30 protein-coding genes are annotated in these 26,018 nt (G+C 67.6%); 15 read left to right on the top strand and 15 right to left on the bottom strand.

Translation table 11 applies throughout. The features are described 5' to 3' along the window. Positions 1-16 precede the first annotated feature (16 nt). From QUE68_RS06845 to QUE68_RS06855, 3 genes are all read left to right on the top strand, one after another. The gene (locus QUE68_RS06845; protein WP_286275326.1) at positions 17-367 is read left to right on the top strand and encodes a DivIVA domain-containing protein; all 351 of its coding nucleotides are present in this window, start codon (positions 17-19) and stop codon (positions 365-367) included. Continuing rightward, positions 364-954, top strand: a complete 591-nt coding sequence (locus tag QUE68_RS06850; protein WP_286275327.1) for a DNA-3-methyladenine glycosylase I — start codon at positions 364-366, stop codon at positions 952-954. The genes QUE68_RS06845 and QUE68_RS06850 overlap by 4 nt, the downstream gene beginning before the upstream one ends. Before the next feature lie 141 nt (positions 955-1,095). Continuing rightward, complete coding sequence (locus QUE68_RS06855; RefSeq protein WP_284225212.1) at positions 1,096-1,272, top strand: DUF3117 domain-containing protein; 177 nt, start codon at positions 1,096-1,098, stop codon at positions 1,270-1,272. Between the two features lie 17 nt (positions 1,273-1,289). On the opposite strand, the gene glgA is transcribed toward QUE68_RS06855, so the two are convergent. Continuing rightward, the gene (gene glgA / locus QUE68_RS06860) at positions 1,290-2,459 is read right to left on the bottom strand and encodes a glycogen synthase (protein ID WP_286275328.1); all 1,170 of its coding nucleotides are present in this window, start codon (positions 2,457-2,459) and stop codon (positions 1,290-1,292) included. A 152-nt stretch (positions 2,460-2,611) separates the two neighbouring features. Here glgA and glgC point away from each other — a divergent pair, with 152 nt between their 5' ends. Next, positions 2,612-3,826, top strand: a complete 1,215-nt coding sequence (gene glgC / locus QUE68_RS06865) for a glucose-1-phosphate adenylyltransferase (RefSeq protein WP_286275329.1) — start codon at positions 2,612-2,614, stop codon at positions 3,824-3,826. Here the strand turns inward: glgC and QUE68_RS06870 are convergent. The 8 genes from QUE68_RS06870 to QUE68_RS06905 all read right to left on the bottom strand — a co-directional run bounded on the left by QUE68_RS06870 (position 3,823) and on the right by QUE68_RS06905 (position 10,576). Next, positions 3,823-4,395 carry a DUF4126 domain-containing protein gene (locus QUE68_RS06870; protein WP_284225217.1) on the bottom strand — a complete coding sequence of 191 codons (573 nt, stop codon included), beginning with the start codon at positions 4,393-4,395 and terminating at the stop codon, positions 3,823-3,825. The genes glgC and QUE68_RS06870 overlap by 4 nt on opposite strands. Positions 4,396-4,399: 4 nt before the next feature. Next, positions 4,400-4,573, bottom strand: coding sequence for a hypothetical protein (locus tag QUE68_RS06875; RefSeq protein ID WP_284225219.1), 174 nt, complete (start codon positions 4,571-4,573; stop codon positions 4,400-4,402). 42 nt (positions 4,574-4,615) lie between these two features. Next, positions 4,616-5,890, bottom strand: a complete 1,275-nt coding sequence (locus QUE68_RS06880; protein WP_284225220.1) for an HNH endonuclease — start codon at positions 5,888-5,890, stop codon at positions 4,616-4,618. Positions 5,891-5,925: 35 nt separating this feature from the next. Then, a complete protein-coding gene (locus QUE68_RS06885; protein WP_286275330.1) occupies positions 5,926-6,600 on the bottom strand; it encodes a methyltransferase family protein in 675 nt (224 codons plus the stop codon). Positions 6,601-6,610: 10 nt separating this feature from the next. Beyond that, on the bottom strand, positions 6,611-8,254 hold the full coding sequence (locus QUE68_RS06890) for an ABC transporter permease (protein WP_286275331.1): 1,644 nt from the start codon (positions 8,252-8,254) through the stop codon (positions 6,611-6,613). Beyond that, complete coding sequence (locus tag QUE68_RS06895; protein ID WP_284225223.1) at positions 8,251-9,177, bottom strand: ABC transporter ATP-binding protein; 927 nt, start codon at positions 9,175-9,177, stop codon at positions 8,251-8,253. Before QUE68_RS06895 ends, QUE68_RS06890 begins: the two co-directional genes overlap by 4 nt. Before the next feature lie 3 nt (positions 9,178-9,180). Next, positions 9,181-9,834, bottom strand: a complete 654-nt coding sequence (locus QUE68_RS06900) for a TetR/AcrR family transcriptional regulator (RefSeq protein ID WP_286275332.1) — start codon at positions 9,832-9,834, stop codon at positions 9,181-9,183. 73 nt (positions 9,835-9,907) lie between these two features. Further along, entirely contained in the window at positions 9,908-10,576 is a 669-nt protein-coding gene (locus QUE68_RS06905) for an O-methyltransferase (RefSeq protein ID WP_286275333.1), read from the bottom strand. Positions 10,577-10,753: 177 nt separating this feature from the next. Here QUE68_RS06905 and sigE point away from each other — a divergent pair, with 177 nt between their 5' ends. The 4 genes from sigE (at position 10,754) to tatB (ending at position 14,009) form a co-directional block, all read left to right on the top strand. After that, entirely contained in the window at positions 10,754-11,524 is a 771-nt protein-coding gene (sigE, locus tag QUE68_RS06910) for an RNA polymerase sigma factor SigE (protein ID WP_286275334.1), read from the top strand. 111 nt (positions 11,525-11,635) lie between these two features. Further along, positions 11,636-12,031 (top strand): anti-sigma E factor RseA, encoded by a 396-nt coding sequence (gene rseA, locus QUE68_RS06915; protein ID WP_284225229.1) that lies wholly within the window; start codon positions 11,636-11,638, stop codon positions 12,029-12,031. Positions 12,032-12,140: 109 nt separating this feature from the next. Then, the gene (gene htrA, locus QUE68_RS06920; protein ID WP_455012930.1) at positions 12,141-13,604 is read left to right on the top strand and encodes a serine protease HtrA; all 1,464 of its coding nucleotides are present in this window, start codon (positions 12,141-12,143) and stop codon (positions 13,602-13,604) included. 3 nt (positions 13,605-13,607) lie between these two features. Continuing rightward, positions 13,608-14,009, top strand: coding sequence for a Sec-independent protein translocase protein TatB (gene tatB, locus QUE68_RS06925; protein WP_284225233.1), 402 nt, complete (start codon positions 13,608-13,610; stop codon positions 14,007-14,009). On the opposite strand, the gene QUE68_RS06930 is transcribed toward tatB, so the two are convergent. The 4 genes from QUE68_RS06930 to QUE68_RS06945 form a co-directional block, all read right to left on the bottom strand. Next, positions 14,006-15,151 carry an Mrp/NBP35 family ATP-binding protein gene (locus tag QUE68_RS06930; protein WP_286275335.1) on the bottom strand — a complete coding sequence of 382 codons (1,146 nt, stop codon included), beginning with the start codon at positions 15,149-15,151 and terminating at the stop codon, positions 14,006-14,008. The two genes, tatB and QUE68_RS06930, sit on opposite strands and share 4 nt — an antisense overlap. Positions 15,152-15,175: 24 nt before the next feature. Next, positions 15,176-16,357 carry a lytic transglycosylase domain-containing protein gene (locus QUE68_RS06935; RefSeq protein ID WP_286275336.1) on the bottom strand — a complete coding sequence of 394 codons (1,182 nt, stop codon included), beginning with the start codon at positions 16,355-16,357 and terminating at the stop codon, positions 15,176-15,178. 163 nt (positions 16,358-16,520) lie between these two features. Next, complete coding sequence (locus QUE68_RS06940) at positions 16,521-17,057, bottom strand: DUF1003 domain-containing protein (RefSeq protein ID WP_284225236.1); 537 nt, start codon at positions 17,055-17,057, stop codon at positions 16,521-16,523. After that, positions 17,054-18,376, bottom strand: coding sequence for a magnesium transporter MgtE N-terminal domain-containing protein (locus QUE68_RS06945; RefSeq protein WP_286275337.1), 1,323 nt, complete (start codon positions 18,374-18,376; stop codon positions 17,054-17,056). Before QUE68_RS06945 ends, QUE68_RS06940 begins: the two co-directional genes overlap by 4 nt. A gap of 25 nt (positions 18,377-18,401) precedes the next feature. On the opposite strand from QUE68_RS06945, the gene QUE68_RS06950 reads away from it, so the two are divergent. Next, a complete protein-coding gene (locus QUE68_RS06950) occupies positions 18,402-19,361 on the top strand; it encodes an HpcH/HpaI aldolase/citrate lyase family protein (RefSeq protein WP_284225238.1) in 960 nt (319 codons plus the stop codon). Here the strand turns inward: QUE68_RS06950 and QUE68_RS06955 are convergent. Further along, a complete protein-coding gene (locus tag QUE68_RS06955) occupies positions 19,355-19,873 on the bottom strand; it encodes a DUF4190 domain-containing protein (RefSeq protein WP_286275338.1) in 519 nt (172 codons plus the stop codon). The two genes, QUE68_RS06950 and QUE68_RS06955, sit on opposite strands and share 7 nt — an antisense overlap. Beyond that, the gene (locus tag QUE68_RS06960; RefSeq protein ID WP_286275339.1) at positions 19,870-20,190 is read right to left on the bottom strand and encodes a DUF4190 domain-containing protein; all 321 of its coding nucleotides are present in this window, start codon (positions 20,188-20,190) and stop codon (positions 19,870-19,872) included. The genes QUE68_RS06955 and QUE68_RS06960 overlap by 4 nt, the downstream gene beginning before the upstream one ends. Positions 20,191-20,337: 147 nt before the next feature. Here QUE68_RS06960 and QUE68_RS06965 point away from each other — a divergent pair, with 147 nt between their 5' ends. The 6 genes from QUE68_RS06965 (at position 20,338) to QUE68_RS06990 (ending at position 25,933) form a co-directional block, all read left to right on the top strand. Further along, entirely contained in the window at positions 20,338-20,850 is a 513-nt protein-coding gene (locus QUE68_RS06965) for a general stress protein (RefSeq protein WP_284225241.1), read from the top strand. A 145-nt stretch (positions 20,851-20,995) separates the two neighbouring features. Continuing rightward, positions 20,996-22,393, top strand: a complete 1,398-nt coding sequence (locus tag QUE68_RS06970) for an ABC transporter substrate-binding protein (RefSeq protein WP_286275340.1) — start codon at positions 20,996-20,998, stop codon at positions 22,391-22,393. Positions 22,394-22,425: 32 nt separating this feature from the next. After that, positions 22,426-23,325, top strand: coding sequence for a carbohydrate ABC transporter permease (locus QUE68_RS06975; RefSeq protein ID WP_455013407.1), 900 nt, complete (start codon positions 22,426-22,428; stop codon positions 23,323-23,325). Between the two features lie 8 nt (positions 23,326-23,333). After that, a complete protein-coding gene (locus QUE68_RS06980; RefSeq protein ID WP_286275758.1) occupies positions 23,334-24,158 on the top strand; it encodes a carbohydrate ABC transporter permease in 825 nt (274 codons plus the stop codon). Positions 24,159-24,170: 12 nt separating this feature from the next. Further along, positions 24,171-25,343: an ABC transporter ATP-binding protein gene (locus tag QUE68_RS06985; protein WP_286275342.1), complete on the top strand. Its 1,173-nt coding sequence runs from the start codon at positions 24,171-24,173 to the stop codon at positions 25,341-25,343. Further along, on the top strand, positions 25,340-25,933 hold the full coding sequence (locus QUE68_RS06990) for a suppressor of fused domain protein (protein ID WP_284225246.1): 594 nt from the start codon (positions 25,340-25,342) through the stop codon (positions 25,931-25,933). The genes QUE68_RS06985 and QUE68_RS06990 overlap by 4 nt, the downstream gene beginning before the upstream one ends. Positions 25,934-26,018: the final 85 nt, after the last annotated feature.

Genomic DNA, 26,018 nt, shown 5'->3' on the forward strand with positions numbered 1-26,018 from the left:
TCATAGGCTTGCGGCCGTGACGTTGATCCTTGTCTATCTGGTCGTGCTGATTCTGGTCGCGACCGTTCTGTTCGGCGTCGGCAGCGTGCTGTTCGGTCGCGGTGAGAGATTGCCACCGCTGCCCCGCGCCACCACCGCCACCGTGCTGCCCGCGTCGCAGGTCACCGGGGCCGACGTCGACGCCCTCAAGTTCAGCCAGACGTTGCGCGGCTACAAGGCCAGCGAAGTCGACTGGGTGCTCGAGCGGCTGGGCCAGGAACTCGACCAGTTGCGGGGCCAGGTCGCCGCGCTGCGCGCTGCCTACGGGGTCGACGACTTCGTCCCCGACTCGGACGCGGTACCCGCGGAGGGGCGCGACGAGCAGTGACCGACGGTCGAACCCGTTGCAGCTGGGCTGAATCCACGCCTGAGCGGTGGGCGACGGCCGACGCCGTGCTCTACCGCGAGTACCACGACACCGAGTGGGGTCAACCGCTGCGGACCAGTCGCGAGCTGTTCGAGCGGATGACGCTGGAGGCCTTTCAGAGCGGGCTGTCGTGGCTGATCATCCTGCGCAAGCGGGACAACTTCCGGCGGGCCTTCGACCACTTCGACGTTGCCCGGATCGTCCGTTACGACGACGGTGACGTGGAGCGTTTGATGGCCGACGTCGGGATCGTGCGCAATCGCGCCAAGATCGACGCGACGATCGCCAACGCGCGTGCGGCGGAAGGGCTCGACGTCGACCTGAGCGAGTTGCTGTGGTCGTTCGCTCCCGAGCCGCGACCTCGGCATGCCGAGATGTCCCTGGTGCCCGCAGTCACGCCGGAGTCGACGGCGATGGCCAAGGAGCTGAAGCGGCGCGGCTTCAAATTCGTCGGCCCGACGACGGCATATGCGCTGATGCAGGCGACCGGGATGGTCGACGATCATGTGGCTGCATGTTGGGTTCCGACCGTTCGAGGCGGCGTCTAAGTCGGGTCTTTGCACACCGCAGGGCCCGGATAGGGAACAATGGCCAGAGATAGTTCAGAGCCGAGTGCTGTCGCCGGGTGGGCAGTCTCGGCCCAGAGCCGTTCCGCGTGCGCGGACCGGAGCATGCGGAAGGAGCGCTCGATGGCGGCGATGAAGCCCCGGACCGGCGACGGTCCACTGGAAGCAACCAAAGAGGGGCGGGGCATCGTGATGCGAGTACCACTCGAGGGCGGCGGGCGCCTCGTCGTCGAGCTGACACCCGACGAGGCCGCCGCACTCGGCGATGAACTGAAGAACGTCACCGCCCCCACCAGCTGATCGTCGATCCCCAACCGCTAGCGGGAGACCTCTTGATAGATCTCCAGGGTCTGCTCTGCGATACGCGCCCAGGAGAACTCGTCGATACACCGTTGGCGCCCTGCGCGCCCGTATCGTTCCGCCCGGTCGGGATCGGCCACCATGGCGTTGACCGCATTGGCCAGCCGCACCTCGAAACCCTCCGCGTCGGCGGGGTCGTAGTGCACTAGCACCCCGGTCTCGCCGTCTGCGACGACCTCGGGTATGCCGCCCACGTCGGAGGCGACCACGGCCGTCGAGCACGCCATTGCCTCGAGGTTGACGATGCCGAGCGGTTCATAGACCGACGGGCAGACGAAAACGGTTGCGGCCGAGAGTATTTCGCGGATCTGATCGCCGGGCAGCATTTCCTGTACCCAGAAGATGCCACTGCGTGAGTCGGCGAGCTCCTTCACCGCGCCTCCCACCTCGGCGGCGATCTCGGGGGTATCGGGCGCGCCGGCGCACAGCACCAACTGCACCTCCGGTGCGAAACGGTGCGCTGCGGCCACCAGGTGTGCCACCCCCTTCTGGCGGGTGATGCGGCCGACGAACGCCACGATCGGCCGGTTCGGGTCGACGCCGATCCGGGCCAGCGTGCCGGCCGCTCCGTTCCTGTCGGGGTACCACTTCTCGGTGTCGATGCCGTTGCGCACCACGTGCACGCGGTTCGGGTCGAGGGCGGGGTAGGTGGCCAGCACGTCGTCCCGCATGCCCGAGCTGACCGCGATCACCGCGTCGGCCGCCTCGACCGCGGTGCGTTCCACCCATGACGACACGCGGTATCCGCCGCCGAGTTGTTCTGCCTTCCATGGCCGCATCGGTTCCAGGGAGTGCGCCGTCAGCACGTGGGGGATGCCGTACAGCATGGCGGCGAGGTGCCCGGCCAGCCCGGCGTACCAGGTGTGAGAGTGCGCGACGGTCGCGCCCGCGGCGGAGTTGACCATGACCAGGTCGGCGGACAGGGTCGTCAGCGTCGGGTTGGCGCCACTGAGCGCGGGGTCCGGGGCAGCGACGAAGACGTCGGGCTCACCCGGCCGCGGCGCACCCATGCAATGCACGTCGACCTCGCACATGGTCTTCAGTTGCGCAACGAGTTCGGTGACGTGGACGCCCGCTCCTCCGTATACCTCCGGTGGGTATTCCCGCGTCATCATCGCTACTCGCATGGCTACGACGGTAGTGGCCCTCCGTGGCGGGCGCACCCAATTGTCTTGACCGACAGCCCGTCAGCTCGTCCGCTCGGCGGCGAAGCCCCCCAAATCGTCTCCAAAAGTGCCAATGGCTAGCCGCGGCTCCTGAGGGCCGATAGGTTTGACCCATGAAGGAACTGCCGACAGTCTTGGGCATCGTCCTGGCGGGCGGTGAGGGTAAGCGCTTGTACCCGTTGACCGCCGACCGTGCCAAACCCGCGGTTCCCTTCGGTGGGGCCTACCGCCTGATCGATTTCGTGTTGTCGAATCTGGTCAACGCCCGCTATCTCAAGATCTGCGTTCTCACGCAGTACAAATCGCATTCGCTGGATCGCCACATCTCGCAGAACTGGCGCTTGTCCGGGCTTGCCGGCGAGTACATCACCCCGGTGCCTGCCCAGCAGCGCCTCGGGCCGCGGTGGTACACCGGTTCGGGCGATGCGATCCTGCAGTCGCTCAACCTCATCTACGACGAGGACCCCGACTACGTGGTCGTGTTCGGTGCCGATCACATCTATCGGATGGACCCCGAACAGATGCTCCAGTTCCACATCGAGAGTGGAGCGGGGGCCACGGTGGCCGGGATCAGGGTGCCGCGCGCCGAGGCGACCGCCTTCGGCTGCATCGACGCCGACGAGTCCGGCATGATCCGGGAGTTCATCGAGAAGCCGGCCGATCCGCCGGGTACCCCCGATGACCCGGAGCAGACGTTCGCGTCGATGGGCAACTACATCTTCTCCACGAAGGTGCTCATCGACGCCATCCGCGCCGACGCCGACGATGACCACTCCGACCACGACATGGGTGGCGACATCATCCCGCGTCTGGTCGCCGACGGGATGGCCGCCGTCTACGACTTCAAGGACAACGAGGTGCCCGGCTCGACCGAGCGCGATCACGGCTACTGGCGCGACGTCGGGACGCTCGACGCCTTCTACGACGCGCACATGGATCTCGTGTCCGTGCACCCCGTCTTCAATCTGTACAACCGGCGTTGGCCGATCCGGGGCGAACCGGAGAACCTCGCCCCGGCGAAGTTCGTCAACGGCGGGTCGGCCCAGGAGTCGGTCGTCGGGGCGGGCAGCATCGTGTCCGCGGCGTCGGTGCGCAACTCGGTGCTGTCGTCGAACGTCGTCATCGACGACGGGGCGATCGTCGAGGGCAGCGTCATCATGCCGGGTGTGCGCATCGGGCGGGGTGCCGTTGTGCGCCACGCGATTCTGGACAAGAACGTCGTCGTCGGTCCGGGCGAACACGTCGGGGTCGATCTCGAGCGCGATCGCGACCGATTCGCGATCAGTGCCGGTGGCGTGGTCGCAGTCGGTAAGGGCGTCTGGATCTAGCGCCGGCGCCGGCGGCGCCACAGGGCGAATGCAGCCCAGGCGATCACGGCCAACGCGACCAACACCAGCACGGGCAGCAGGATCGCCGCGAATACCAACCCGATGCTGGTGACGTCCTCGACGGTGCTCAACACGGGTGCCGCCACGCCTGCCGTCGCCACGTTGGCCACGGGTCGCACCGCCGTCTTGGTCAGGTGCATGACCAGTGCCACGACCACGCCGATCGCGATCGGAATCCACTGACCCGTGGAGGCGAACGCTCCCGGATCGGTGATCGCCGCGGTCTGCGATGCGGTGCCCGCGCCGAAGACGATGCCACCCGACGTGGGGCGCACCACCGTCTGGATGACGTCGTTGATGCTGTCCAGGGCAGGAATCTTGTCCGCTACGACTTCCACTGCCAGCAGCACCGCGACGATCACCAACACCCAGCCGTTCTCGAGCCAGGCCCAGCCCGGCGGCAGGTTGATCACATCGGTGAAACGGCCGAGGAGACCCATCGCCAACAGCGGGATGTAGGCATTCAGCCCGGCGGCACTCGCGAGTCCCACACCGGTGAGCAGCTCCATCTCGTCAGCGCTGGCGTCGCGCAGGTCGCTCGTGCGTGGGCACCTTGGGAGTGTTCGTGATCGAACGGCCCTTGCCCGCAACGGTCGACAGCGCACGACGACAGCGCGGACATATCGGCTTGCCCGCGATGTCGACCGCCCATGGCTTGCCGCTACCGACGCATGTCTTGTCGCTCACGTGATCAGTATGAGGCGCGGCCCGTGGGGTTCGTGGCCCGGATCAGGCGGCGTCTTTCCACGCCAACACATCGGCGAAGACGATTTCCACGCTGCTCGACCGGCGGCCCCGCCAGCCGGGGAGTGGCGGAGCGTTGGAGCGGTGGCGTGCGCCGGTGGGGGTGATGACTTCACAGGTGTGGGTGCCGTCGTCCTCGCGCCGGGTAGTGGCACGCCAGCCGTCGGCCTGTTTGGTGTAGTTGCACGCCTCGCAGGTGCCGCGCCCATTGGGCTCATTGGTGGGCCCGCGCGCAACGTGATCGACGGTGTGGTCGGTGTGGCGGATCGGGGCATCGCAGTACGGGGTGCGGCAGGTGTCGTCGCGCACGGCGATGTAGCGAGCCAACCCCTTGGGGAACAACCGGGCCCGGGACTCCATCGCCACCAGTGCGCCCGATCCGGGATGACGGTACAGGCGGCGCAAAGTGGCCTTCGACCGTTCGTCGCCGGCAGCGTCAGCGGCCAGACGACAGGCGATCGCCGCCGGGATGGGCCCGTATCCAGCCACCCGGGCCGCCGATTGGTCACCGCCGAGCAGGGTCTCGTCGCTGATGACCAGCTCGACCGCGACCGGCACCGGCACCTCGGCGGGGCGCCCGGTGACCCGTTCGACCAGGGTGTCGGCCATCACCTGCCCGCGGCCGCGGCCGTCGCCGCAGGTGTCAGCGGCCCGGCGCAGGGCGGCATAGACCGCCACCCCTTGGGGCATCGGCAACAGCGCGGTCACGTAGGCCATGTCGTCGGGGGCGGGTCGGCTGGTCACGGTGCGCTCGGATTCCGCGCGCACCGCCCGGTCCACGACGGCATGCGGGTCCAGCTCGTAGGCGATGGCCTTGGCGTCGGCTTCGATCCGCCGGTCACCCTTGCCGTGCAGGGACGCCTGGTCGGCGCACATCCGGGCGTCGAGGGTGTGCCGGTCCTCGAGGTCCAGGCACGCCGACTCCCGCACGATCAGCGTGGCCCGCCACTCCGAGAGCGCCCCGGCCGCCAACGCCGCCAAGGTATGGGGCATCTCGTGCACCAGCGCCCGGGCGAACCCGAGATGTCGGCCACCCCGGTTCGGCGAATCACGCCGCGCCAGGGCGATCTCACTGGCCAGACCCTTACCGCGCTTGGCCGCTGGCACCCCCGCCGCCGCCTCCCGCGCCCGGCGTGCGACATCGAGCTCGGCGGTGAGTATCGCCTGCTCGGCGGCTGCGGCGGACTTCTCCCGTTCCAGCTCGGCGATGCGGTCGACCAGCGTGGCCTCAGCGGCGACGGTGGAGCATCCTTCGAACATACGTGCGACCATACGCCGCGGCTCCGACAACTGCGTCACCAGACGCCAGGCACCAATCGGTAGCGCACCCGGCGGGTGTACTGGTCGTAGCCGGCCAGCTCTGCGGTCAGCATCTTCTCCTCGTCGACGATCCTGGCCGCCAACGCGCCGAACGCCGGCACCAGCACGACGAAGCCCCACAGGGAGCCCAGCGCCAACGGCGTGCCGAGCATCATGATCAGGGCGCCGACGTACATCGGGTGGCGCACGACGCCGTACAACCCGGTCGTGACCAGCTCTTGGCCCGCCTCGACGGTGATGGTGGCGGCGGCATAGGCGTTCTGGATGACGACGAACTGCGACAGGAGCAGGCCGACACCGACCATCACGTCGCCCAGGATGACGACCGACAGGGGCACCGACGACCAGCCGTAGCGATGGTCGAGGGCGCTGAGCACCAGCAGGCCGGCGACCGCCAGACCGGTCGCCGCCATCACGATGCGTTGCACCGGGCGGGTCTCCGCCGTCGGGCCCGCCTTCAACCGGCGTTGCAGCGCATCCGGATGCTTCAGAGCGAGGTAGGTGGTCGGGATGATCGTCGCCAGCGTGAACACCGCGATGAAGACCCACGCCTGCCAGTAGTCGAAGGTCCAGGCTGGCAGGAACAGCGCGACGCCAAAGAAGAGGACTCCGAACACCATCGACACGAGGGTTTGACCGATGAGCTTCATGGCCGCCGCCTCAGCGCAGATCGCGACGACGAAAGGCGATGGCGCCCAGTGCGATCAAGGCGGCGTCGAGTCCAAGGAGCCACCAGAGTGGGGTCGAGTCGACGCGACCGAGGCCGACGTGCGGGACATGTGCGAACGGCTCGAGGTCCAGCAGCCACTGCGGCGAGTTCGACAACGAGCCCAGCAGATACACCGCGATGAACGCAACGAGGACACCCCACGCGGCGGGTGTGAAGCGGGGGAGGAGCCCGAACAGGGCCACCGTGATGGCGACCAGCAGCCAGACGGCGGGCAGCTGCACGGCGGCCGTTACCAGTACGACCGCGAGCTTGCCCGTGACGTCGCCTGCGGCTGCGCCGTAGGTCAGTCCGGCCACCAGGCCGGCAAGCAGCATCGCGAAGGCCGTGCCACCGATGGCGAACGCCAGATGACTTGCCAGCCAACGACTTCGACTGACCGCACCGGCAAGTAGCGTCTCGGCCCGTTGGCTCGTCTCCTCCTGGAAGAGTCGCAGCGTCAACGAGATGGCGAACGCCGCCGCCACCATGCCCAACATCCCGAAGGCAATCGCGATGAAGGCCTGCTCCAGCTGATCGGTACCGCCCAGCCTCGCCACCATGTCCAGGGCCGACTGGCTGTCGCCGATCTGACCTCCGACACCGTTGACCACGCTGCCGATCAGCAGGCCGTAGAGACTCAGGCCCACCGTCCAGAGCAGCAGCGAACCACGGTCCAGCCGCCACGCCAACGTCATCACCCCGCGCAGCGTCGATCCGGCCCGCGGCGCACCCGGGCGCTCGGCGAACATGCCTGCCCCGACGTCGCGGCGGGCCAACAACCGATAGGCGACGACGAGCAGGACCGCCGTCAAGGCGACGTGCAGCAGCACTACCCAGAACCTGTCGCCAGCGTACGGTCGCACCTGCAGCGACCACCCCAACGGTGACGACCACGACAGAAGCTCGGCTCTCGAGCCGGCATCCCCGACGGCACGCAGCGTGAATGCCGTTGCCAGCGCACCGAATGCGGCACCGCGGGCGAATCGCGCGCTGGGCGACAGCTGAGCGGTCACGGCGGCGACTGCGGTGAACACCAGGCCCGTGCCCGCCAGTGCGAGACCGAACGCCAATGATCCAGAGGCTGGCACGTCCAGAGGGAGCAGGCTGGCGGTGCCGATGAGTCCGGTTGCGATCGACGCACCACCGGCGAGCAGTATCGCCGCAGTCAGGCTGGCATAGCGGCCGACCGCCGTCGAGTCGATCAGCTCCGTGCGACCGGATTCCTCGTCGGCCCTGGTGTGCCGGATGACGGTCAGGATCACGGCCACGGCGATCAGCACGTGGAACATGCCGGCCTTCCAGATGCCAGTGGCGCCGAGACTGTCGCCGTAGACATTTCCGTACAGCGCGCGCTGGGCGGGGCTGGCCATGATCGTCGCGGCGAACGACGCCCGGTCCGCCTCGGTGGGATAGACGGCGGCGATGCTGCCGACGTACACCGTTCCCAGCGGGATGGACAGCAGCAGCACCCACGCGGGGAGGACGATTCGGTCTCGCCTGAGGTCGAGGCGAAGCAGCCCAACGGTTCCCGACAAGACGGAGCCGCGTGGCGGAGCCTGGTGCGCGGGGTGGCGGGGGCGGTCCAGAACGGTCATGCCGTCACCCGCGCAGTGGGTTCGCCGACGTCGTAGTGGCGGAGGAACAGGTCCTCCAGGGTGGGCGGTTGGCTGACCAGACTTCGGACACCGGCGTCGCCGAGTGCCTTGATGACCTCGCCCAGGCTCTCGCCGTCGACCTGCGCACGCAGGGTATGGCCCTCGAGGCTGACGTCCGCGACACCCCGGATCCTGGTGAGATCGCCTGGATCGCCGATCATCTCGGCCTTGATCGACGTGCGGGACAGATGGCGCATGGACTCCAGCGTTCCGCTCTCGACGGTCCGACCCGCGCGGATGATGGTCACCCGCTGGCACAGCGCCTCCGTCTCGGCCAGGATGTGACTTGACAGCAGCACCGTGGCGCCACGCTCGCGGGCCTCGGTGACGCACTGCTGGAAGACGTTCTCCATCAACGGGTCCAGGCCACTACTTGGCTCGTCGAGCAGCAACAACCTGGCATGTGAGGCGAATGCCGAGACGAGGGAGACCTTCTGGCGGTTGCCCTTCGAGTAGGTACGGGTCTTCTTCGCCGGGTCGAGGTCGAACCGCTCGATCAATTGCGCCCGGCGCTTCTCGTCGATACCACCTCGCATGCGGCCCAACAGGTCGATGGTCTCACCGCCGGTGAGCGACGGCCACAGGGTGACATCGCCAGGTACGTAGGCGATCTGGCGGTGCAGTGCGACGGCGTCGGCCCACGGGTCGCCGCCGAGCAGCCGGACGGTACCGGCATCTGCGCGCACCAGTCCGAGCAGGACGCGGATGGTCGTCGACTTGCCCGCTCCGTTGGGGCCCAGGAAGCCGTGCACCTCGCCCTCGGTCACCGTCAAATCCAACCCGTCGAGTGCCCGCACCGAGCCGAAGTCCTTGGTCAGGCCGTGGACTTCGATCGCTGGTGTACCTCCGTGATTGGTCGTCATCGATCACTCCTCCGTGGACGTAGCGATGGGGATGTCGTGAGCCCGTTGCGCCGTGAACGCGTCGTACATCGTCGAATCGGTCATCAGGCCGTGGGTGTAGAGCTCGAGGGCGGGAAGCACCATCTCCTGGGCGTAGTCGTGCAATACGGCCCGGATGTCGGTGGGTGTGTCGTGCATCTGCAGGTACAGCAGGAACCCGCCGCCGCCGGTCAACGCCAGGAACTTCGCCCTACCCCCGGGATCCCGGCTGGCCTTGACGGTGCCAGCCCGCACCCCCTCCTCGATGTACTGCTCTGTGTTGTCGATCATGTTGTGCCACAGAGTGTTTGCGAGTTCGCCACCGGACAGCATGCTGCGGACCAGGTAGGCCATCGCCGGGGCGAACGACTCGATCTCCGCCATTTGGGCGAACCACGAGGTGGGATCCGATGACGTGATGGTCTCGCTCTTGGCGGAGCGGATCGACTCGGCCACGAACTCGTCGCAGGCCAGGCGCAGGCCATCCTTCGAGCCGAAGTGGTGGATCACCAGCGCGGGGCTCACACCGGCGGCCTTGGCGATGCCGCGCAGGCCGACCTCGAACCCGTGCTCACCGAACTGCTGGATCGCGGCGTCGCGAATGCGGGCGGTGGCCGTCAGGTCATCGACTGAACGCATGTTTAGCATGCTAAACGCGTGTTCAGCGAGAGGTCAAGCGTTTTGCGCGAGAGGGGCCGGAAGGGGTGTGGGGTCAGTCGCGGGCAGCGGCCAGCAAGCCGTCGCCAAGCGGTATCAGAACCGGTGTCAGCCGTTCGTCCTCGGCAATGATTCGAGCGGCCTCGCGGACCGCGACGACGTCCCGGTCGCCGGCGCTTGCATCACCGGCCCGGCCACCCAGGGCGGCGCGATGAATCACGATCGCACCACCGGAGCGAAGCAGACGCACCCCTTCGGCAACGAACTGCGGCTGGTCGGCCGGGTCGGCGTCGATGAAGACGAGGTCGTAGGACTCGTCTGCGAGCCGCGTCAGCACGTCCTGAGCTCGCCCGCTGATCAGGCGGGTGCGGGAGGGGCCGATACCCGCCTCGGTGAACGCCTGTTTGGCCAGCCGCTGATGCTCGGGTTCGACGTCGATCGTGGTCAACACCCCGTCGTCGCGCATACCCGACAGCAACCACAGCCCGCTGACGCCCACGCCGGTGCCGACCTCGACGACGGCCTTGGCGCGCGCGACCTTCGCCAACACGCTCAGCATCGCGCCCACGGCAGGGGTCACGGCCCCGGCGCCGCTGTCGTCCGCACGTTCCCTGGCGGCAGCAGTCAGCGCATCCTCGGAGATCGAGTTCTCGGCGTGGGCGACGAGCGCCTCCGCGCGGCTTGGCCGGGAATCCGGGCTGCCGGAATCGTCACTGCTGGCCATTCCCTCACCGTAGAGCGAACGCCGAGTAGCCCGCTCTTCGACACGCCCGCGGCCGTTCGTCGGATTCGGGGCAAAAGCCGATCGTTTGCGCAGTTCGCACGGTAGGTCAGCAACATTCTCAGGAAAAGTTCAGTTTGCTCATATGCGGACCTCACCAGGGTCGTGGACGGTAAGCGCATGGCATATGGCGGAAGCTGGGAACCCGGGAATATCCACGGTGGCGATTCAGTTTCCGCGAGTGTGGAACGGGGAATCACCCCCGCAGTCCGCGCAATCGATCTGGAGGATCCGACGACCACCACGAGCACGTCACCCGTCTTCATGGCGCACTTCGAGCATGCCGGCGACGGTGACTGGGTGCAGCCCTCGGAGGAACTGTCCGGCACAGCGGTCTTCGACGCCACGGGCGACAAGTCCTCCATGCCCTCGTGGGACGAACTGGTCCGTCAGCACGCTGACCGCGTGTATCGCCTGGCCTACCGGCTTTCGGGCAACCAGCACGACGCCGAGGATCTCACGCAGGAGACCTTCATCCGGGTCTTCCGGTCGGTGCAGAACTACCAGCCCGGCACGTTCGAGGGCTGGCTTCATCGCATCACGACCAACCTGTTCCTGGACATGGTCCGGCGTCGCAGCCGCATCCGCATGGAGGCACTCCCGGAGGATTACGACCGCGTTCCCGCTGAGGACCCGAATCCCGAGCAGATCTATCACGACGCCCGACTGGGTCCTGACTTGCAGGCGGCATTGGACTCGCTGCCCCCGGAGTTCCGGGCCGCGGTCGTGCTGTGCGATATCGAGGGCCTGTCGTACGAGGAGATCGGCGCCACCCTGGGCGTGAAGCTGGGCACCGTGCGCAGCCGCATCCACCGTGGCAGGCAGGCGCTGCGCGAATATCTGGCAAATCACCCGGATGCCTATGCGGAGGGCACGGCAAGAACCGCCTGATTCGGTGTCTGCGACCGGTGGGTGTCCAAACCCGCCCGCCGCGCTACATTCGAACCGGGGAAGCGTTGTCGTGGTGCACTGGACGCGATGAGTCTGGAGAGGAGCAGGTCGATGCCCGATCCGGGAGACGTGTTCCGTCGTGCGTTCTCTTGGCTACCCGCTCATTTCGCCTCACAGAGTGACCACCCCGTCGGCCCTCGCCAGTTCGGGTCCACCGAGCACCTCTCCACGGAGGCCATCGCCGCGTTCGTCGACGGTGAGCTGCGGATGACCGCCCACCTGAGGGCGGCGCACCACATGTCGCAGTGTCCGCAGTGCTCCGCCGAGGTCGACGCCCAGGGGCAAGCGCGCACGGCGTTGCGCGACTCCTGCCCGGTCGTCATCCCGACCTCGTTGCTCGGGGCATTGTCCGACATTCCGCACCGGGCGCCATCGGACCCGGCGGTACCCGAGGTGGCACCCCAGCTCGCCGCTGACGCGCCGCGCTCCCGACGCAAACGCCGGTAGGGTAAATGTCGGGCCAGAGAACATGGCGTGCGCCGGTGACGGCGTCTGCTCAGACGGAGAGTGAACACGGGTGACCAATCAGGATCAGTCCGCGCAAAATCGTCCGCGCATGGAACCGAAGCCCGTATCTCGCCCTCCCGTCGATCCCGCGCAGACCCGGGCGTTCGGCCGGCCCAGCGGTGTCACGGGCTCATTCCTCGGCGCCGAAGAGCACCGCGACCAAGGCGAGTACACGCCTAGAGACCAGGCGCCCGATACGGTCCTCGCCGACGCCTTCGGCCGTCCCGACGGGATCTCGGACACCCTTCAGCGTCATCCGGCCGACGCGGGCGCCCTGCAGGCCGAACGCGGCCGCGACCTGCCCGACGAACCCGAAGACCCGTGGCGCGACCCCGCGGCCACTCCCTCGCTCGGGGTGCCTGCGCAGCCCAAGCCCGCACCCGTTGCGGCCAGCACCGTCCCGATGGGCAAGCTCGGGGTTCGCGACGTCCTGTTCGGCGGCCGCGTCTCGTGGATCGCGTTGGGCGTCATCATGATCGTGGCCCTGGTCATCGGTGGTCTCGGCGGCGTGATCGGCAACAAGACGGCCGAGATCGTCCCCGCCTTCACCACGTCCAAGGTGACATTGCAGACCGACGGCAGCGCCGAGGAGTCGACCAGCCGGTTCGCCGAGGTGGCGTCCGCGGTCGCCGACTCGGTCGTCACGATCGAGGCCACCAGCAAGGGTGAGGGATCCCAGGGGTCCGGCGTCGTCGTCGACGGTCGCGGCTACATCGTGACCAACAACCACGTCATCTCCGACGCCGCGAAGAACCCCGCCGACTACCAGATCTCGGTGGTGTTCAACGACGGCCACGAGGTCCCGGCCAACCTGGTGGGGCGCGATCAGAAGACCGACCTCGCGGTCCTCAAGGTCGACAACGTCGACAACCTGGTCGTCGCGCGGTTCGGTGACTCCGAGAAGCTCCGGGTGGGTGAAGAGGTGATCGCCGCGGGCGCCCCGCTGGGTCTGCGCAGCACCGTCACCCACGGCATCATCAGCGCCCTGCACCGCCCCGTCCCCCTGTCGGGCGACGGTTCGGACACCGACACCGTGATCGACGGTGTGCAGACCGACGCGTCGATCAACCATGGCAACTCCGGTGGCCCGCTGATCAACATGAACTCAGAGATCATCGGCATCAACACCGCTGGAAAGTCATTGTCCGACAGCGCAAGTGGTCTCGGCTTCGCCATTCCGGTCAACGAAGTCAAGGAAGTCGTCGAGGGGCTGATCAAGAACGGCAAGATGTCGCACCCGACGCTCGGCCTGAACGCGGTATCGGTGAGCAACGACGTGGCCTCCGGTGCCCTCATCAAGAACGTCGTCGCGGGTGGCCCCGCAGACCGGGCGGGCGTCAAGGAGAACGACGTCGTCGTCAAGGTCGGTACTCGGTCGGTGGCCGACGCCGATGAGATGGTCGTCGCCGTGCGCCAGCTGAAGATCGGTCAGGATGCGCCGATCGAGGTAATCCGCGACGGACGACCCGTCACGCTGACGGTCAACCCCGGCTCCGACAACCCTGCCGCCTGATCGATGTTCGGCAACGTCGGCTGGGGCGAGATGCTGGTGCTCGTCGTCGCCGGCCTGGTCATCCTCGGCCCCGAGCGGCTTCCCGGCGCCATCCGGTGGACGACCAGCACGTTGCGTCAGGTCCGGGAGTACCTCAGCGGCGCGACCAGCCAACTGCGCCAGGATCTGGGGCCAGAGTTCGAGGACCTACGGCAACCGCTGAGCGAACTGCAGAAGCTGCGCGGCATGACGCCCCGCGCCGCTCTGACGAAGCATCTGCTCGACGGTGACGACTCGTTCCTGACCGGGAACTTCGACAAGCCGGTCAAGCCGGTATCGGGCAACCAGCCGCAACCCCAGCCGCCGACGCCTGCGGTCGAGCCGCGTACGCCAGGGGTCACCCCGTTCGACAGCGACGCGACCTAACGGCCGACGGGGTTCAGACCCAGCGACATGCCCGCGAGGCTGCGCTTGCGCGTCGTGAGCGCGTCGGCGATGGACCGCAACTCCTTCGCGGCCACCGAGTCCGGAGCGCTGAGGACCAGTGGAACGCCCGAGTCGCCCGCGGCGACCAGCGCGGGATCCAACGGCACCTGACCGAGCAGGGGCACGTCGGCTCCCATCAACCGGGTCAGGCTCTCGGCCACCTGCTTGCCGCCGCCCTCCCCGAACAGGTTCATCACGGTGCCGTCGGGAAGCGTCAGACCGGCCATGTTCTCGACCACGCCGACGATGCGCTGGCGGGTCTGCAGGGCGATGGCGCCGGCGCGCTCGGCAACCTCGGCGGCGGCCAACTGCGGTGTCGTCACCACCAAGATCTCGGCGCCGGGAATGAGCTGGGACACTGAGATGGCGATGTCACCGGTACCCGGCGGGAGGTCGAGCAACAGCACGTCGAGGTCACCCCAGTACACGTCGGCCAGGAACTGCTGCAGCGCCCGGTGCAGCATGGGTCCGCGCCACACCACGGGGGTATTGCCCTGGGTGAACATCGCGATCGAGATGACCTTCACCTCGTGGGCGATGGGCGGCAAGATCATCGAGTCGACCTGGGTGGGCCGGTCCGTGGTGCCCATCATGCGGGGCACCGAGTGCCCGTAGATGTCGGCATCCAGGACGCCGACCGAGAGGCCGCGCGCGGCCAACGCCGCCGCGAGATTGACCGTGACACTGGACTTGCCGACGCCGCCCTTGCCGGACGCCACCGCGTACACCCTGGTCAGGGAGCCGGGCTGGGCGAAGGGGATGACCGGCTCACGCGAATCGCCACGCAACAGCGTGCGCAACGCGGTGCGCTGCTCGTCGTTCATCACGTCGAGGGTGACCTTGACGGCACCGGTCCCCGGTACGTCGACGACGGCCTGCTTGACGCGATCGGAGATCTCGGTCTTCTTCGGGCACGCCGACGTGGTCAGGTAGATCTCGACATGGACGGCGCTGTCGGCGGGGTCGATCGAGACGTCCTTGACCATGCCGATCTCGGTGATCGGGCGGCGCAGTTCGGGGTCGATGACCTTGGACAGCGCCGATCGAACGGCCGCTTCCAGGGCCTCAGCATCAGTGGACATCACCCGCGAGTGTAGGCGCTGTCGTCAGTTGACTGGACCGGGCACCGGGCCTACCGGGGGCAACGGCGGCGAAGCCTCCGCCGGCGGCGGGAACGGGGGGGCCGGGAAGAGCGGGGCCGGGAGCCGCAGAGCGGGTGGCGCCTCGGGCAGTGGAGCGGCCACCGGCTGCGGGGTCAGGCAGAAGACCTGGCAATTCTGCTGCGGCGCCACCGGAGCTTGTGGCGTCAGACAGAAGACCTGGCAATTCTGTTGGGGTGCAGCCGGAACGCCCGCGCCGGGGCCCGGCGGGAGGCCCAGCTGGTTGGCGCCGTTCACGTCCGCCAGCGCCAGCGAGGCGAGCGGGTCGTTGGCGGGCAGCCCGATGCCGGGGCCAAGACCCTCCGGGTTGGCGACGAGGTGGGTGTCCCCGATCGGCGGGGCAGCCCCGATCGGCGGGAGATTGACCGGCACGACCCCCGTGGCGTAGGCGGCCGCCCAGCCAAGCACGTTCTGCGCGTAAGCCATCGAGTTGTTGTAGCGCAGGATCGCCGACAGCACCTGCGAGCGGTCGCGCAGGTTCAGATTGCCGCTGCACAGATACCGGGCGGCGCCCAGCGACGCGTCGTACAGGTTCTGGATGTCGGCCTTGCCGTCGCCGTTGGCGTCCGACGCATACCGGGCCCACGTGCCGGGCAGGAACTGCATTGGGCCCATTGCCCTGGCGTAGGTGACACGGCCCGCCTGGACGCTCTGCACGATGACCTCGTTGCCCGCGAGGGTGCCGTCGAGCGAGGGACCGAAGATGCCCTGAACCGGCGTGCCCTGCGGGTCGGTGGCGCCGCCGTTGGCGTGCACCGACTCGATGCGACCGATACCCGCCAACAGGTTCCAGCTGACCCCGCAGCCGGGATACGCCGTGGCCATCATGCGCTCGGCATTGCGGTAGGCACTCAGTGCAATGGCCGGAATGCGAAGGCTGCCAGGCGAACTCACGACGATCGACGGTGGAGGAGCGGACAGGTTGGCGATGGCGAAGCGAAAAGGGGTCGGTGCTTTGGGGGCCGCGATGACGACCACGCCTGCGTCGTCACCGGTCCTGGCCACCGCAGCCAGCGGGGTGATGCCGTCGTCGGCGACGGCATGCCTCGGCGCCGGAGCCGACGCACCCACCGCCAGCACCAGGACCAGCGGAGCGATTACCGCAACCCCGAAGGCAGGCGTGCGCATGACACGACCCGCTCGACGTCGCACGTTTGCGTAGGCAGAGCCGCCTCCGATGTGCACTCGACCGTCCTAGATCCGCGATGACCAAACCGCCGTCGGCAAACACCGGCAACGTTGTGAACCACGTCACCATACCGACTCGTGTGGCGCGTGTTGCAGCAATGGTCTAGACGGGCTCATCCCAGTTGCGCGGGGTCTTGGAGCCCGTCTGCTTCTTGGGCTTCCTGGACCGCAATTCGTCCAGCAACTCACGCACTTCCTCGAGCTCGCGACGGAGGTAGTCGCGGGTGACGACCTCACCGACCGCGATGCGCAGCGCAGCGATTTCCCGCGCGAGGTACTCGGTGTCCGCCTTGGTCTGCTCGGCCCTGCGCCGATCCTCCTCCAGCGAGACCTTGTCGCGGTTCTCCTGACGGTTCTGCGCCAGCAGGATCAGAGGCGCGGCATACGCCGCCTGGGTGGAGAACGCGAGATTCAGCAGGATGAACGGGTACGGGTCCCATTGCAGACTGACCGCGAACACGTTCAACGCGATCCACACGATCACGAGGACGGTTTGCATGGCGAGGTAGCGGCCGGTGCCGAGGAACCGCGCGATCGACTCGCTGACACGGCCGACGGCCTCGATGTCCACCCGCGGCGTGAACCGCCTGCGACGCGTCCTGGGGGTGTCGAGCCGCTGCCGCGACGACAGGTCGCTCACGACGGCTGTCCGGACGTCGCCGTTTCGGTCAGTTCATCCGGGCCGGGCAATTCGGGATCCTCCGGCCGGGCGCGCCAATCGTGCGGTAGCAGGTGGTCCAGGACGTCGTCGACGGTGACGGCACCGAGCAGGTGCTTCTCGTCGTCGACCACGGGGCCGCAGACCAGGTTGTAGGCAGCGAAGTAGCGCGTCACCGCGGCCAACGTCGTCTCCGGATCGAGGCTCGGCAGATCGGAGTCCATGATGCCGCTCACCAGGGCTGCGGGCGGCTCGCGCAGCAGGCGTTGCAGGTGCACGCAGCCGAGGTAGCGACCCGTCGGAGTGGCGGTCGGTGGCCGCACGACGAAGACCAGCGAGGCGAGGGCCGGGGTCAGCTCGGGGTCCCGCACCCGGGCCAACGCCTCCGCCACCGTCGTCCCCGACCCGAGCACGACGGGTTCCGGGGTCATCAGGCCACCCGCGGTGTCCGGGGAGTGCTTCAGCAGTCGCCGCACCGGCTCGGAGTCCTCGGGATCCATTCGCGCCAGCAGCGCCTCGGCCGCCGAGGCACCCAACTCGCCGAGCAGGTCGGCCGCGTCGTCGGGATCCATGGCCTCGAGGACGTCGGCGGCGCGCTCGGGTTCGAGCCGTTCCAGCAGATCGGCCTGTTCGCTCTCGGGAAGCTCCTGCAGGACGTCGGCGAGACGTTCGTCGTCGAGCGCGTTGACGACCTCGTGGCGACGCTTGGCGGGCAGGTCCCGGATGGCGTCGGCGACGACGATGGGCCGCTGCCCCTGGAACTGCGCCAAGAGGTAGGCGACGCCCTGGCCGGGCAAGGCCATCGCCGAATGGGTGAGGCCGGTCACGTTCTGCCAGTCGACGATGTGGACGGCCGTGCGGCGGCCGAGCCTGCGGTGGCTGCGAACCGCGACCCTGGTCACCACCCAGTCCCTGGTGCGGATCTGCTCGATCGCGAGGTCGACGACGACGAGGTCGACGCCGGCGAGTTCCTCGAGCTCTGGATCCTCCACGCGCACGCGGGTGTCGAGCACCTGGCCGAAGACCAGCACCTCACCTGGCCGCTGCGTGAAGCGGCGCAGCGACACGTTGGCGGTGGTGAGTGTCACGGCATTCGGTTCGATCGCCGTGACCCGCAGGAGGCCGACGAAAATCCTTCGGCGCGTGAGCAACTCGACGACGAGCCCCAGGACGCGCGGTTGTTGTTTGCCGATACCGATGCTGATCACCACATCACGCACACGTCCGATCGACTCGCCGTCGGGGCCGAGCACCAACATCCCCGAGAGTCGGGCCGCATAGACCCTGTTCACCGCCACCATGTCACAAAGAGTAGAGAGTGAACCCGTGGAGAATCGATATCGCCCCCGTCGAACCTGCCTTTCGGTTCCTGGCAGTAACCCGAAGATGATCCAGAAGGCACGTGGGCTGGCCGCGGATCAGGTGTTCCTCGATCTCGAGGACTCGGTGGCGCCAGATGCCAAGGCGGAAGCCCGCGTTCAGGTGGCGGCGGGCTTGGCCGAGACGGGGTGGAGCGGACAGTTGCGTGGCGTCCGGGTCAACGATTGGACGACGCCGTGGACGCACGCCGACGTCATCGAGGTGGTCGCAGCCGCGGGTGCCCACCTCGACGTAGTGGTGCTCCCGAAGGTGACCGACGTCGCCCACGTCCACGCCCTCGACCTACTGCTCACCCAACTCGAGCACATCCACGGTTTGCCGGTGGGGCGCATCGGCATCGAGGCGCAGATCGAGAACGCACAGGGACTGACCAACGTCGACGCCATCGCCGCGGGACCGCGGGTGCAGGCGCTGGTGCTCGGCCCCGCCGACATGATGGCGAGCCTGAACATGCGCACGCTCGTGGTCGGCGAGCAACCCGAGGGGTACGACGTCGGCGATGCCTACCACCACGTGTTCATGCGGATCCTGATCGCCGCGCGCGCCCAGGGCATCAACGCGATCGACGGCCCGTTCCTGAAGGTGCGCGACGTCGAGGGCTTCCGCCGGGTGGCCGGGCGCGCAGCGGCGCTGGGGTACGACGGCAAATGGGTCTTGCACCCGGATCAGATCGCGGCAGGCAACGAGATCTTCAGCCCCCGCCAGGACGACTACGACCACGCCGAACTGATCCTGGAAGCCTACGAATGGCACACGTCGCGGGTCGGTGGCGCCAGGGGTGCGGTGATGCTCGGTGACGAGATGATCGACGAGGCGAGTCGCAAGATGGCCCTGGTCGTCGCGGGCAAGGGCCGGGCCGCTGGGATGGCGCGCACCTCGGCCCCCTTCGTACCGCCCGGTCAGTAGCCGATCGGCGGCGACGTGGATGCGACCGCGAAGAAGAAGATGATGACGACGACGTACAGCAGCCACCCCACCACGGAGAGTGCGCCGACGATGACGCCCGCCAGGGCCATGCCGTAGCCCTCCTGACCGGTCTGCTTCGTCTCGCGCATCGCGATGACGCCGAGGATCAGCCCGACGACGGAGGGCACGCCGCAGAAGAACAGTCCCGCCAGTGAGGTGACGAGCGAGCCGATGGCCTTGCCGTTGGTACCCGACGGCCGAACCTGGGCGTAGGGGTCATAGCCGCCGTAGCCGTAGCCGCCGGCGTAGGGCGGCGGGTAACCCGGTGGCGGCAGGCCGGGTGGCGGGTACCCCGACTGCGGGTAGGCAGGCGGCGGGTAGGCGGGCGGTGGGTAGCCGGGCTGGGCGAACTCCGTCGGATAGTCCACTGGCGCATGAGGATCCGGTGGCACGGAGTCCTCGAGCGGCGGGAATTCCTGGCCGCGGCTCGGCTCTTCGGGCCCGGTGCTCACGGCGCGCTCAGCTTCATCATGATTCCAATCATGCTCAACAACAGGGTGACGGCGCCGACCAGGATTCCACCGACCGCCAGGCCGCGGCCGTTCTCACCCGTCACCGCGACCTGATTCAGGGCGTAGACGCCGAGTCCGATGCCGATGATCGACCCGAGCCCGAACAGGCACACCACCGACGACACCAACGCGGCGATGGCCGTTCGATTGGTCCGGCTCGAGACCGGGGAGGATCCTGCGTCCTGCGGCATCGTCTCGGCAGGCGGTGCCATGGCCTGACCTGCCGCATCACCGGGAAGGCTGCCCGGACGAATCATGGGGCCAACCTACCGCAGCCGAGCAGCGGCGGCGTTCATGGGAGTTCGGCACCTATCGCGGCCGTCGGGCGTTGACAATGAACGTCGACCATGAAGATGCGCCGATGATGCGGCACCACTCGACCACGACATGACAGGGACCAGAAGATGACGAACCCACTTCAGAATCCAGGAAGAGCTGGACAGAATCCGGGGCGTGGTGGTTTTGCTGGGCTGCCGACTCCGCCGAAGGGTTGGCCGATCGGCTCGTATCCGACCTACGCCGAGGCGCAGCGCGCGGTGGACTACCTTTCGGATCAAGAGTTTCCGGTGCAGCAGGTGACGATCGTCGGCGTCGACCTGATGCAGGTCGAACGGGTGACCGGACGGCTCACGTGGCCGCGGGTGCTTGGAGGCGGCGCGTTGACCGGCGCGTGGCTGGGTCTGTTCATCGGGCTCGTGCTCGGCTTCTTCGGTCCCAGCCCGTGGGGCGCCCTCATCGCGGGTCTGCTGGCCGGTGTGTGCTTCGGACTCATCACGTCGGGATTGCAATACGCGATGGCGCGGGGCACAAGAGATTTCAGCTCGACGATGCAGCTGGTGGCCGGACGTTACGACGTGCTGTGCGACCCGCAGAGTGCCGAGCAGGGGCGAGACTTGCTGGCGCGCTTGACCATTTGACGGGTGCGGACGCCCCATCGCCGAGGATGCGCCGAGGTTGCTGCCGCGTCACGATTTCGATGCAGCAGCGCGGAAGTGTTGCACATCACGCATGATTCGCTCTACGGTTTGCCCGCGGGGGTGACTCGCGCGACAGGAGGCGTTGGTGCGCGTTGGGCGGCTATGCGCTGCGGCGTTGGCTGGGCTGACGACGGCGTCGCTGGTGTCGGCGTGCGGTGGCCAGAGCGGCGGCACCGTCATCAACTACTACACGCCAGCCAACGAGATGGCCACCTTCACCGCGGTGGCCAAGCGGTGCAACGAACAACTCGGCGGCCGGTTCACCATCAAGCAGATCAGCCTCCCCAAGGGTGCCGACGATCAGCGGCTGCAATTGGCGCGCAGGCTCACCGGGAACGACGGGTCCCTCGACGTGATGGCGCTCGACGTGGTGTGGACCGCCGAGTTCGCCGAGGCGGGTTGGGCCTTGCCGCTGTCGGACGATCCGGCTGGTGAAGCCGAGGCCGACGCGCGGGCGAACACGCTGCCCGGTCCGCTGAAGACCGCGGAGTGGCAGGACCGGTTGTATGCGGCACCAATCACCACGAACACCCAATTGCTCTGGTACCGCGCTGATTTGATGGAGTCGCCACCGGAAACCTGGGACGCGATGGTCGACGAGGCGACCCGGCTGCACGATGCGGGCAAGCCCAGCTGGATCGCCCTGCAGGCCAAGCAGTACGAAGGCCTGGTGGTGTGGTTCAACACGTTGCTCGTCAGTGCGGGTGGCCAGGTCCTCTCCGATGACGGCAAGACGGTCACGCTCACCGATACCCCGGAGCACCGTGCCGCAACGGTCGAGGCGCTGCAGATCATCAAGGCGGTGGCCACGGCACCTGGCGCAGACCCGTCGATCACCCAGACCGACGAGGGCACCGCCCGGTTGGCGCTGGAACAGGGCAACGCCGCCCTCGAGGTCAACTGGCCCTTCGTCCTGCCGTCGATGCTGGAGAACGCCGTGAAGGGCGGAGTGCCCTATCTGCCCCTCGACCAGCGGGCGGACCTCGCGGGCAGCATCGACGACCTGGGCACGTTCAAACCCACCGACGAACAGTTCGATTCGGCCTATGACGCCAGCAAGGAGGTGTTCGGTTTCGCGAACTATCCCGGCGTCGTCCCCGGCGAGCAGGCCAGGGTGACTATCGGCGGCCTCAACCTGGCGGTGGGCAAGAACACCCGGCACCGGGCCGAGGCCTTCGAGGCCATCCGCTGCCTGCGCAACGTCGAGAATCAGCGCTACACCTCCGTGGAAGGCGGACTGCCCGCGGTTCGCGCGTCGCTCTACGACGATCCCGAATTCCAGAAGAAGTACCCGCAGTACGCCATCATCCGAGAGCAGCTCACCAACGCGGCCGTGCGCCCGGCGACGCCGGTCTACCAGGCCGTGTCCACCCGGATCTCGGCGACGCTGGCCCCCATCACCGCGATCGACCCGGAAGCCACCGCCGACGAGCTCGCCGATCAGGTGCAGAAGGCCATCGACGGCAAGGGTCTGATCCCGTGACGGCACCGGCGGACACCACGCAGGTCGACTCCTTGCGCAAGCGCTCGTCGACCGACGACCGAAAGTCGGAGCGGCGCCTGGCCTTCTGGCTCGTCAGCCCCGCCGTGCTGCTGATGCTGGCGGTGACCGCCTACCCGATCGTGTACGCCGTGTGGCTGAGCCTGCAGCGCTACAACCTCGCTGCACCCGACGACACCAAGTTCATCTGGTTCGAGAACTACGCGACCATCCTCACCGACCGATACTGGTGGACCGCCTTCGTCGTCACCTTCGGCATCACCGTCGTCTCGGTCGCGATCGAACTGGTCCTCGGGATGGCGCTCGCACTCGTGATGCACCGGACCATCTTCGGCAGGGGAGTCGTCCGCACGGCCATCCTGATTCCCTACGGCATCGTCACCGTGGCCGCGTCCTACAGCTGGTACTACGCTTGGACGCCGGGCACCGGGTACCTGGCCAACCTCCTGCCGACGGGGGCGGCGCCACTGACGGAGCAACTCCCGTCGCTGGCCATCGTGGTGCTCGCCGAGGTGTGGAAGACGACGCCGTTCATGGCGCTCCTCCTGCTGGCGGGGCTCGCGCTGGTACCGCAGGAGTTGTTGAACGCCGCCCAGATCGACGGCGCAGGTCCTTGGCAGCGGTTGACGAGGATCATCCTGCCGCTCATCAAGCCGGCGATCCTGGTGGCGCTGCTGTTCCGCACGCTGGACGCGTTCCGCATCTTCGACAACATCTACGTGCTGACCGGCGGCGCCAATGACACCGGGTCGGTGTCGATCCTGGGCTACGACAACCTCTTCAAGGCCTTCAACCTCGGGCTAGGTTCGGCGATCAGCGTGCTGATCTTCCTCACCGTCGCGGTGATCGCGTTCATCTACATCAAGATCTTCGGCGCCTCGGCGCCCGGTGCGGGCGAAGAGGTCTCGCGATGAGCGAGCGGGTGGGTGGCGGTCGCGCCTCGGGCTGGGCCGTCGTCAACGCCGTGGTGGTGATCTACGCGCTGTTCCCCGTGCTGTGGATTCTGTCCTTGTCGCTGAAGCCGACGTCAACGGTGAAGGACGGCAACCTGATTCCGTCGCAGATCACCTTCGACAACTACAAGGCGATCTTCACCGGCAACATCTTCACCTCGGCGTTGGTCAACTCGATCGGCATCGGCCTGATCACCACGGTGATCGCCGTCGTCGTCGGAGGCATGGCCGCCTACGCGATCGCGCGCCTGGCGTTCCCCGGGAAGCGTGCGTTGGTCGGGGTGGCCTTGCTCATCGCCATGTTTCCCCAAATCTCGCTCGTGACTCCGCTTTTCAACATCGAACGCAAGATCGGCCTGTTCGACACCTGGCCCGGTCTCATCATTCCCTACATCACGTTCGCGCTGCCGTTGGCGATCTACACCATGTCGGCCTTCTTCAAGGAGATCCCGTGGGATCTGGAGAAGGCGGCCAAGATGGACGGGGCGACACCGGGTCAGGCGTTCCGCAAGGTGATCGCACCACTCGCGGCGCCCGGTATCGTCACCGCGGCCATCCTGGTCTTCATCTTCGCGTGGAACGATCTGCTTCTCGCCTTGTCCCTAACGGCGACCGAGCGGGCCATCACGGCGCCCGTGGCCATCGCGAACTTCACGGGCAGTTCGCAATTCGAGGAGCCGACCGGTTCGATTGCGGCGGGCGCAATGGTGATCACGGTGCCGATCGTCATCTTCGTACTAATCTTCCAACGACGGATCGTTGCCGGTCTGACGTCCGGAGCGGTGAAGGGGTAGGCGGGTTTTCTTATGGCCGAGATCGTGTTGGACCACGTGACGAAGAGTTACGCAGGAGGCGCGGCGGCGGTGAAGGACCTGTCGATCACCATCGCCGACGGTGAATTCGTCATCCTCGTCGGACCGTCGGGGTGCGGGAAGTCGACCACCCTGAACATGATCGCCGGCCTCGAGGACATCAGCTCCGGCGAACTGCGGATCGGCGGCGACCGGGTCAACGAGAAGGCGGCCAAGGACCGCGACATCGCCATGGTGTTCCAGTCGTATGCGCTGTACCCGCACATGACCGTCCGGCAGAACATCGCGTTCCCGTTGACCCTGGCGAAGATGAGCAAGGCCGACATCGCGACGAAGGTCGACGAGACGGCCAAGATCCTCGACCTAACCGAACTGCTGGACCGCAGACCGGCTCAGCTATCGGGTGGACAGCGTCAGCGTGTGGCGATGGGGCGCGCAATCATCCGCAATCCCAAGGCCTTTCTGATGGATGAGCCATTGTCCAACCTGGACGCAAAGCTCAGAGTCCAGATGCGGGCTGAGATCGCGCGACTACAACACCGACTCGGCACCACGACCGTCTACGTCACCCACGACCAGACCGAGGCGATGACGCTCGGGGACCGCGTCGTCGTGATGCTGGCCGGTGTGGTGCAGCAGATCGGTACGCCCGACGAGCTGTACCACCGGCCGGCCAATCTGTTCGTCGCCGGCTTCATCGGGTCGCCGTCGATGAACTTCTTCCCCGCCTCCCTGACCGACGTCGGCGTGCGGCTGCCCTTCGGCGACATCACGCTGACCACCGAGGTGCACGACATGCTGGCGCGACATCCCGAGCCCGCCAACGTGATCGTCGGCGTCCGGCCGGAGTATCTCGAGGATGCCGCGTTGATCGACACCTACGCCAGGATCCGCGCGCTGACCTTCCCGGTGTCGGTGGACCTGGTCGAGTCGCTCGGGTCGGACAAGTACCTCCACTTCCGCACCGAGGGCGGGGGCGCACGGTCGGCCCAGCTCGCGGAGTTGGTCACGGAGTCCGGCACGAGTGAGAATCAGTTCGTGGCAAGGGTTCCGGCGGAGTCGAAGGTGCTGGCGGGGCAGACCGCCGAGTTGGCGTTCGACACCTCCAAGCTGACGCTCTTCGATGCGGATACGGGTGCCAACCTGTCGATCCCGCCTGCCCCGTGACCGACGTCCTCGACGAGGTCCGCGCACGACTGCGCGAGCACTTCGACCGGATCGGCGCCAGCGGTGAGCCCGCCGTCGCCAGCGTGACGTTCCTCGGTGCCGACTCCATCGACGTCCTGCGCTTCGGGCCGGATACCGACCGCGCGTATCACCATGTGTCGCTGGGCTGTTCGCGGTATCCGATGCTCGATCCGACTGCGATGGTCGTCGACTCGCTCAATGGTCCGCGAGCCGAGGTCGTGGTCTCGCTGTGGGGGCCGACGCCGGCGGGCCTGGCGCGGTCGATCGCGATCGTCGCGGCAACCCCCGCGGTCGAGGGTCTGGTGCTGGTGCCCGACGCGCTCGTCGACCTCGAGACGCCGTTGTGGGAGGCCGCACCGTTCACGGCGGTGTTGTTGGGCCCCAGCGGTATCGACGACGTCGAGCTGCCCGCGCCCCATGATCCGGTCACGCTGCTGTCGGCGACGCCGATCACCCCGACGGAGGCGGCATGGGTGCGCCTCAAGGGTGCCGAAGCCATGCGGGAGGCGTGGCGCACCGACGGTGTCGACGTGCGTGATCCGCGACGGCGGGCGGCCAGCCCCACCTGATCGACTTGACGAGCGGACTGGAATCCGTATCCTCGGTGTCGAGGGGAGTACCCACCTCGCTTGAGATCGTCATTACGGCAGCCCC

The organism is Mycolicibacterium sp. TUM20985 (genome assembly GCF_030295745.1).
Lineage (GTDB): Bacteria > Actinomycetota > Actinomycetes > Mycobacteriales > Mycobacteriaceae > Mycobacterium.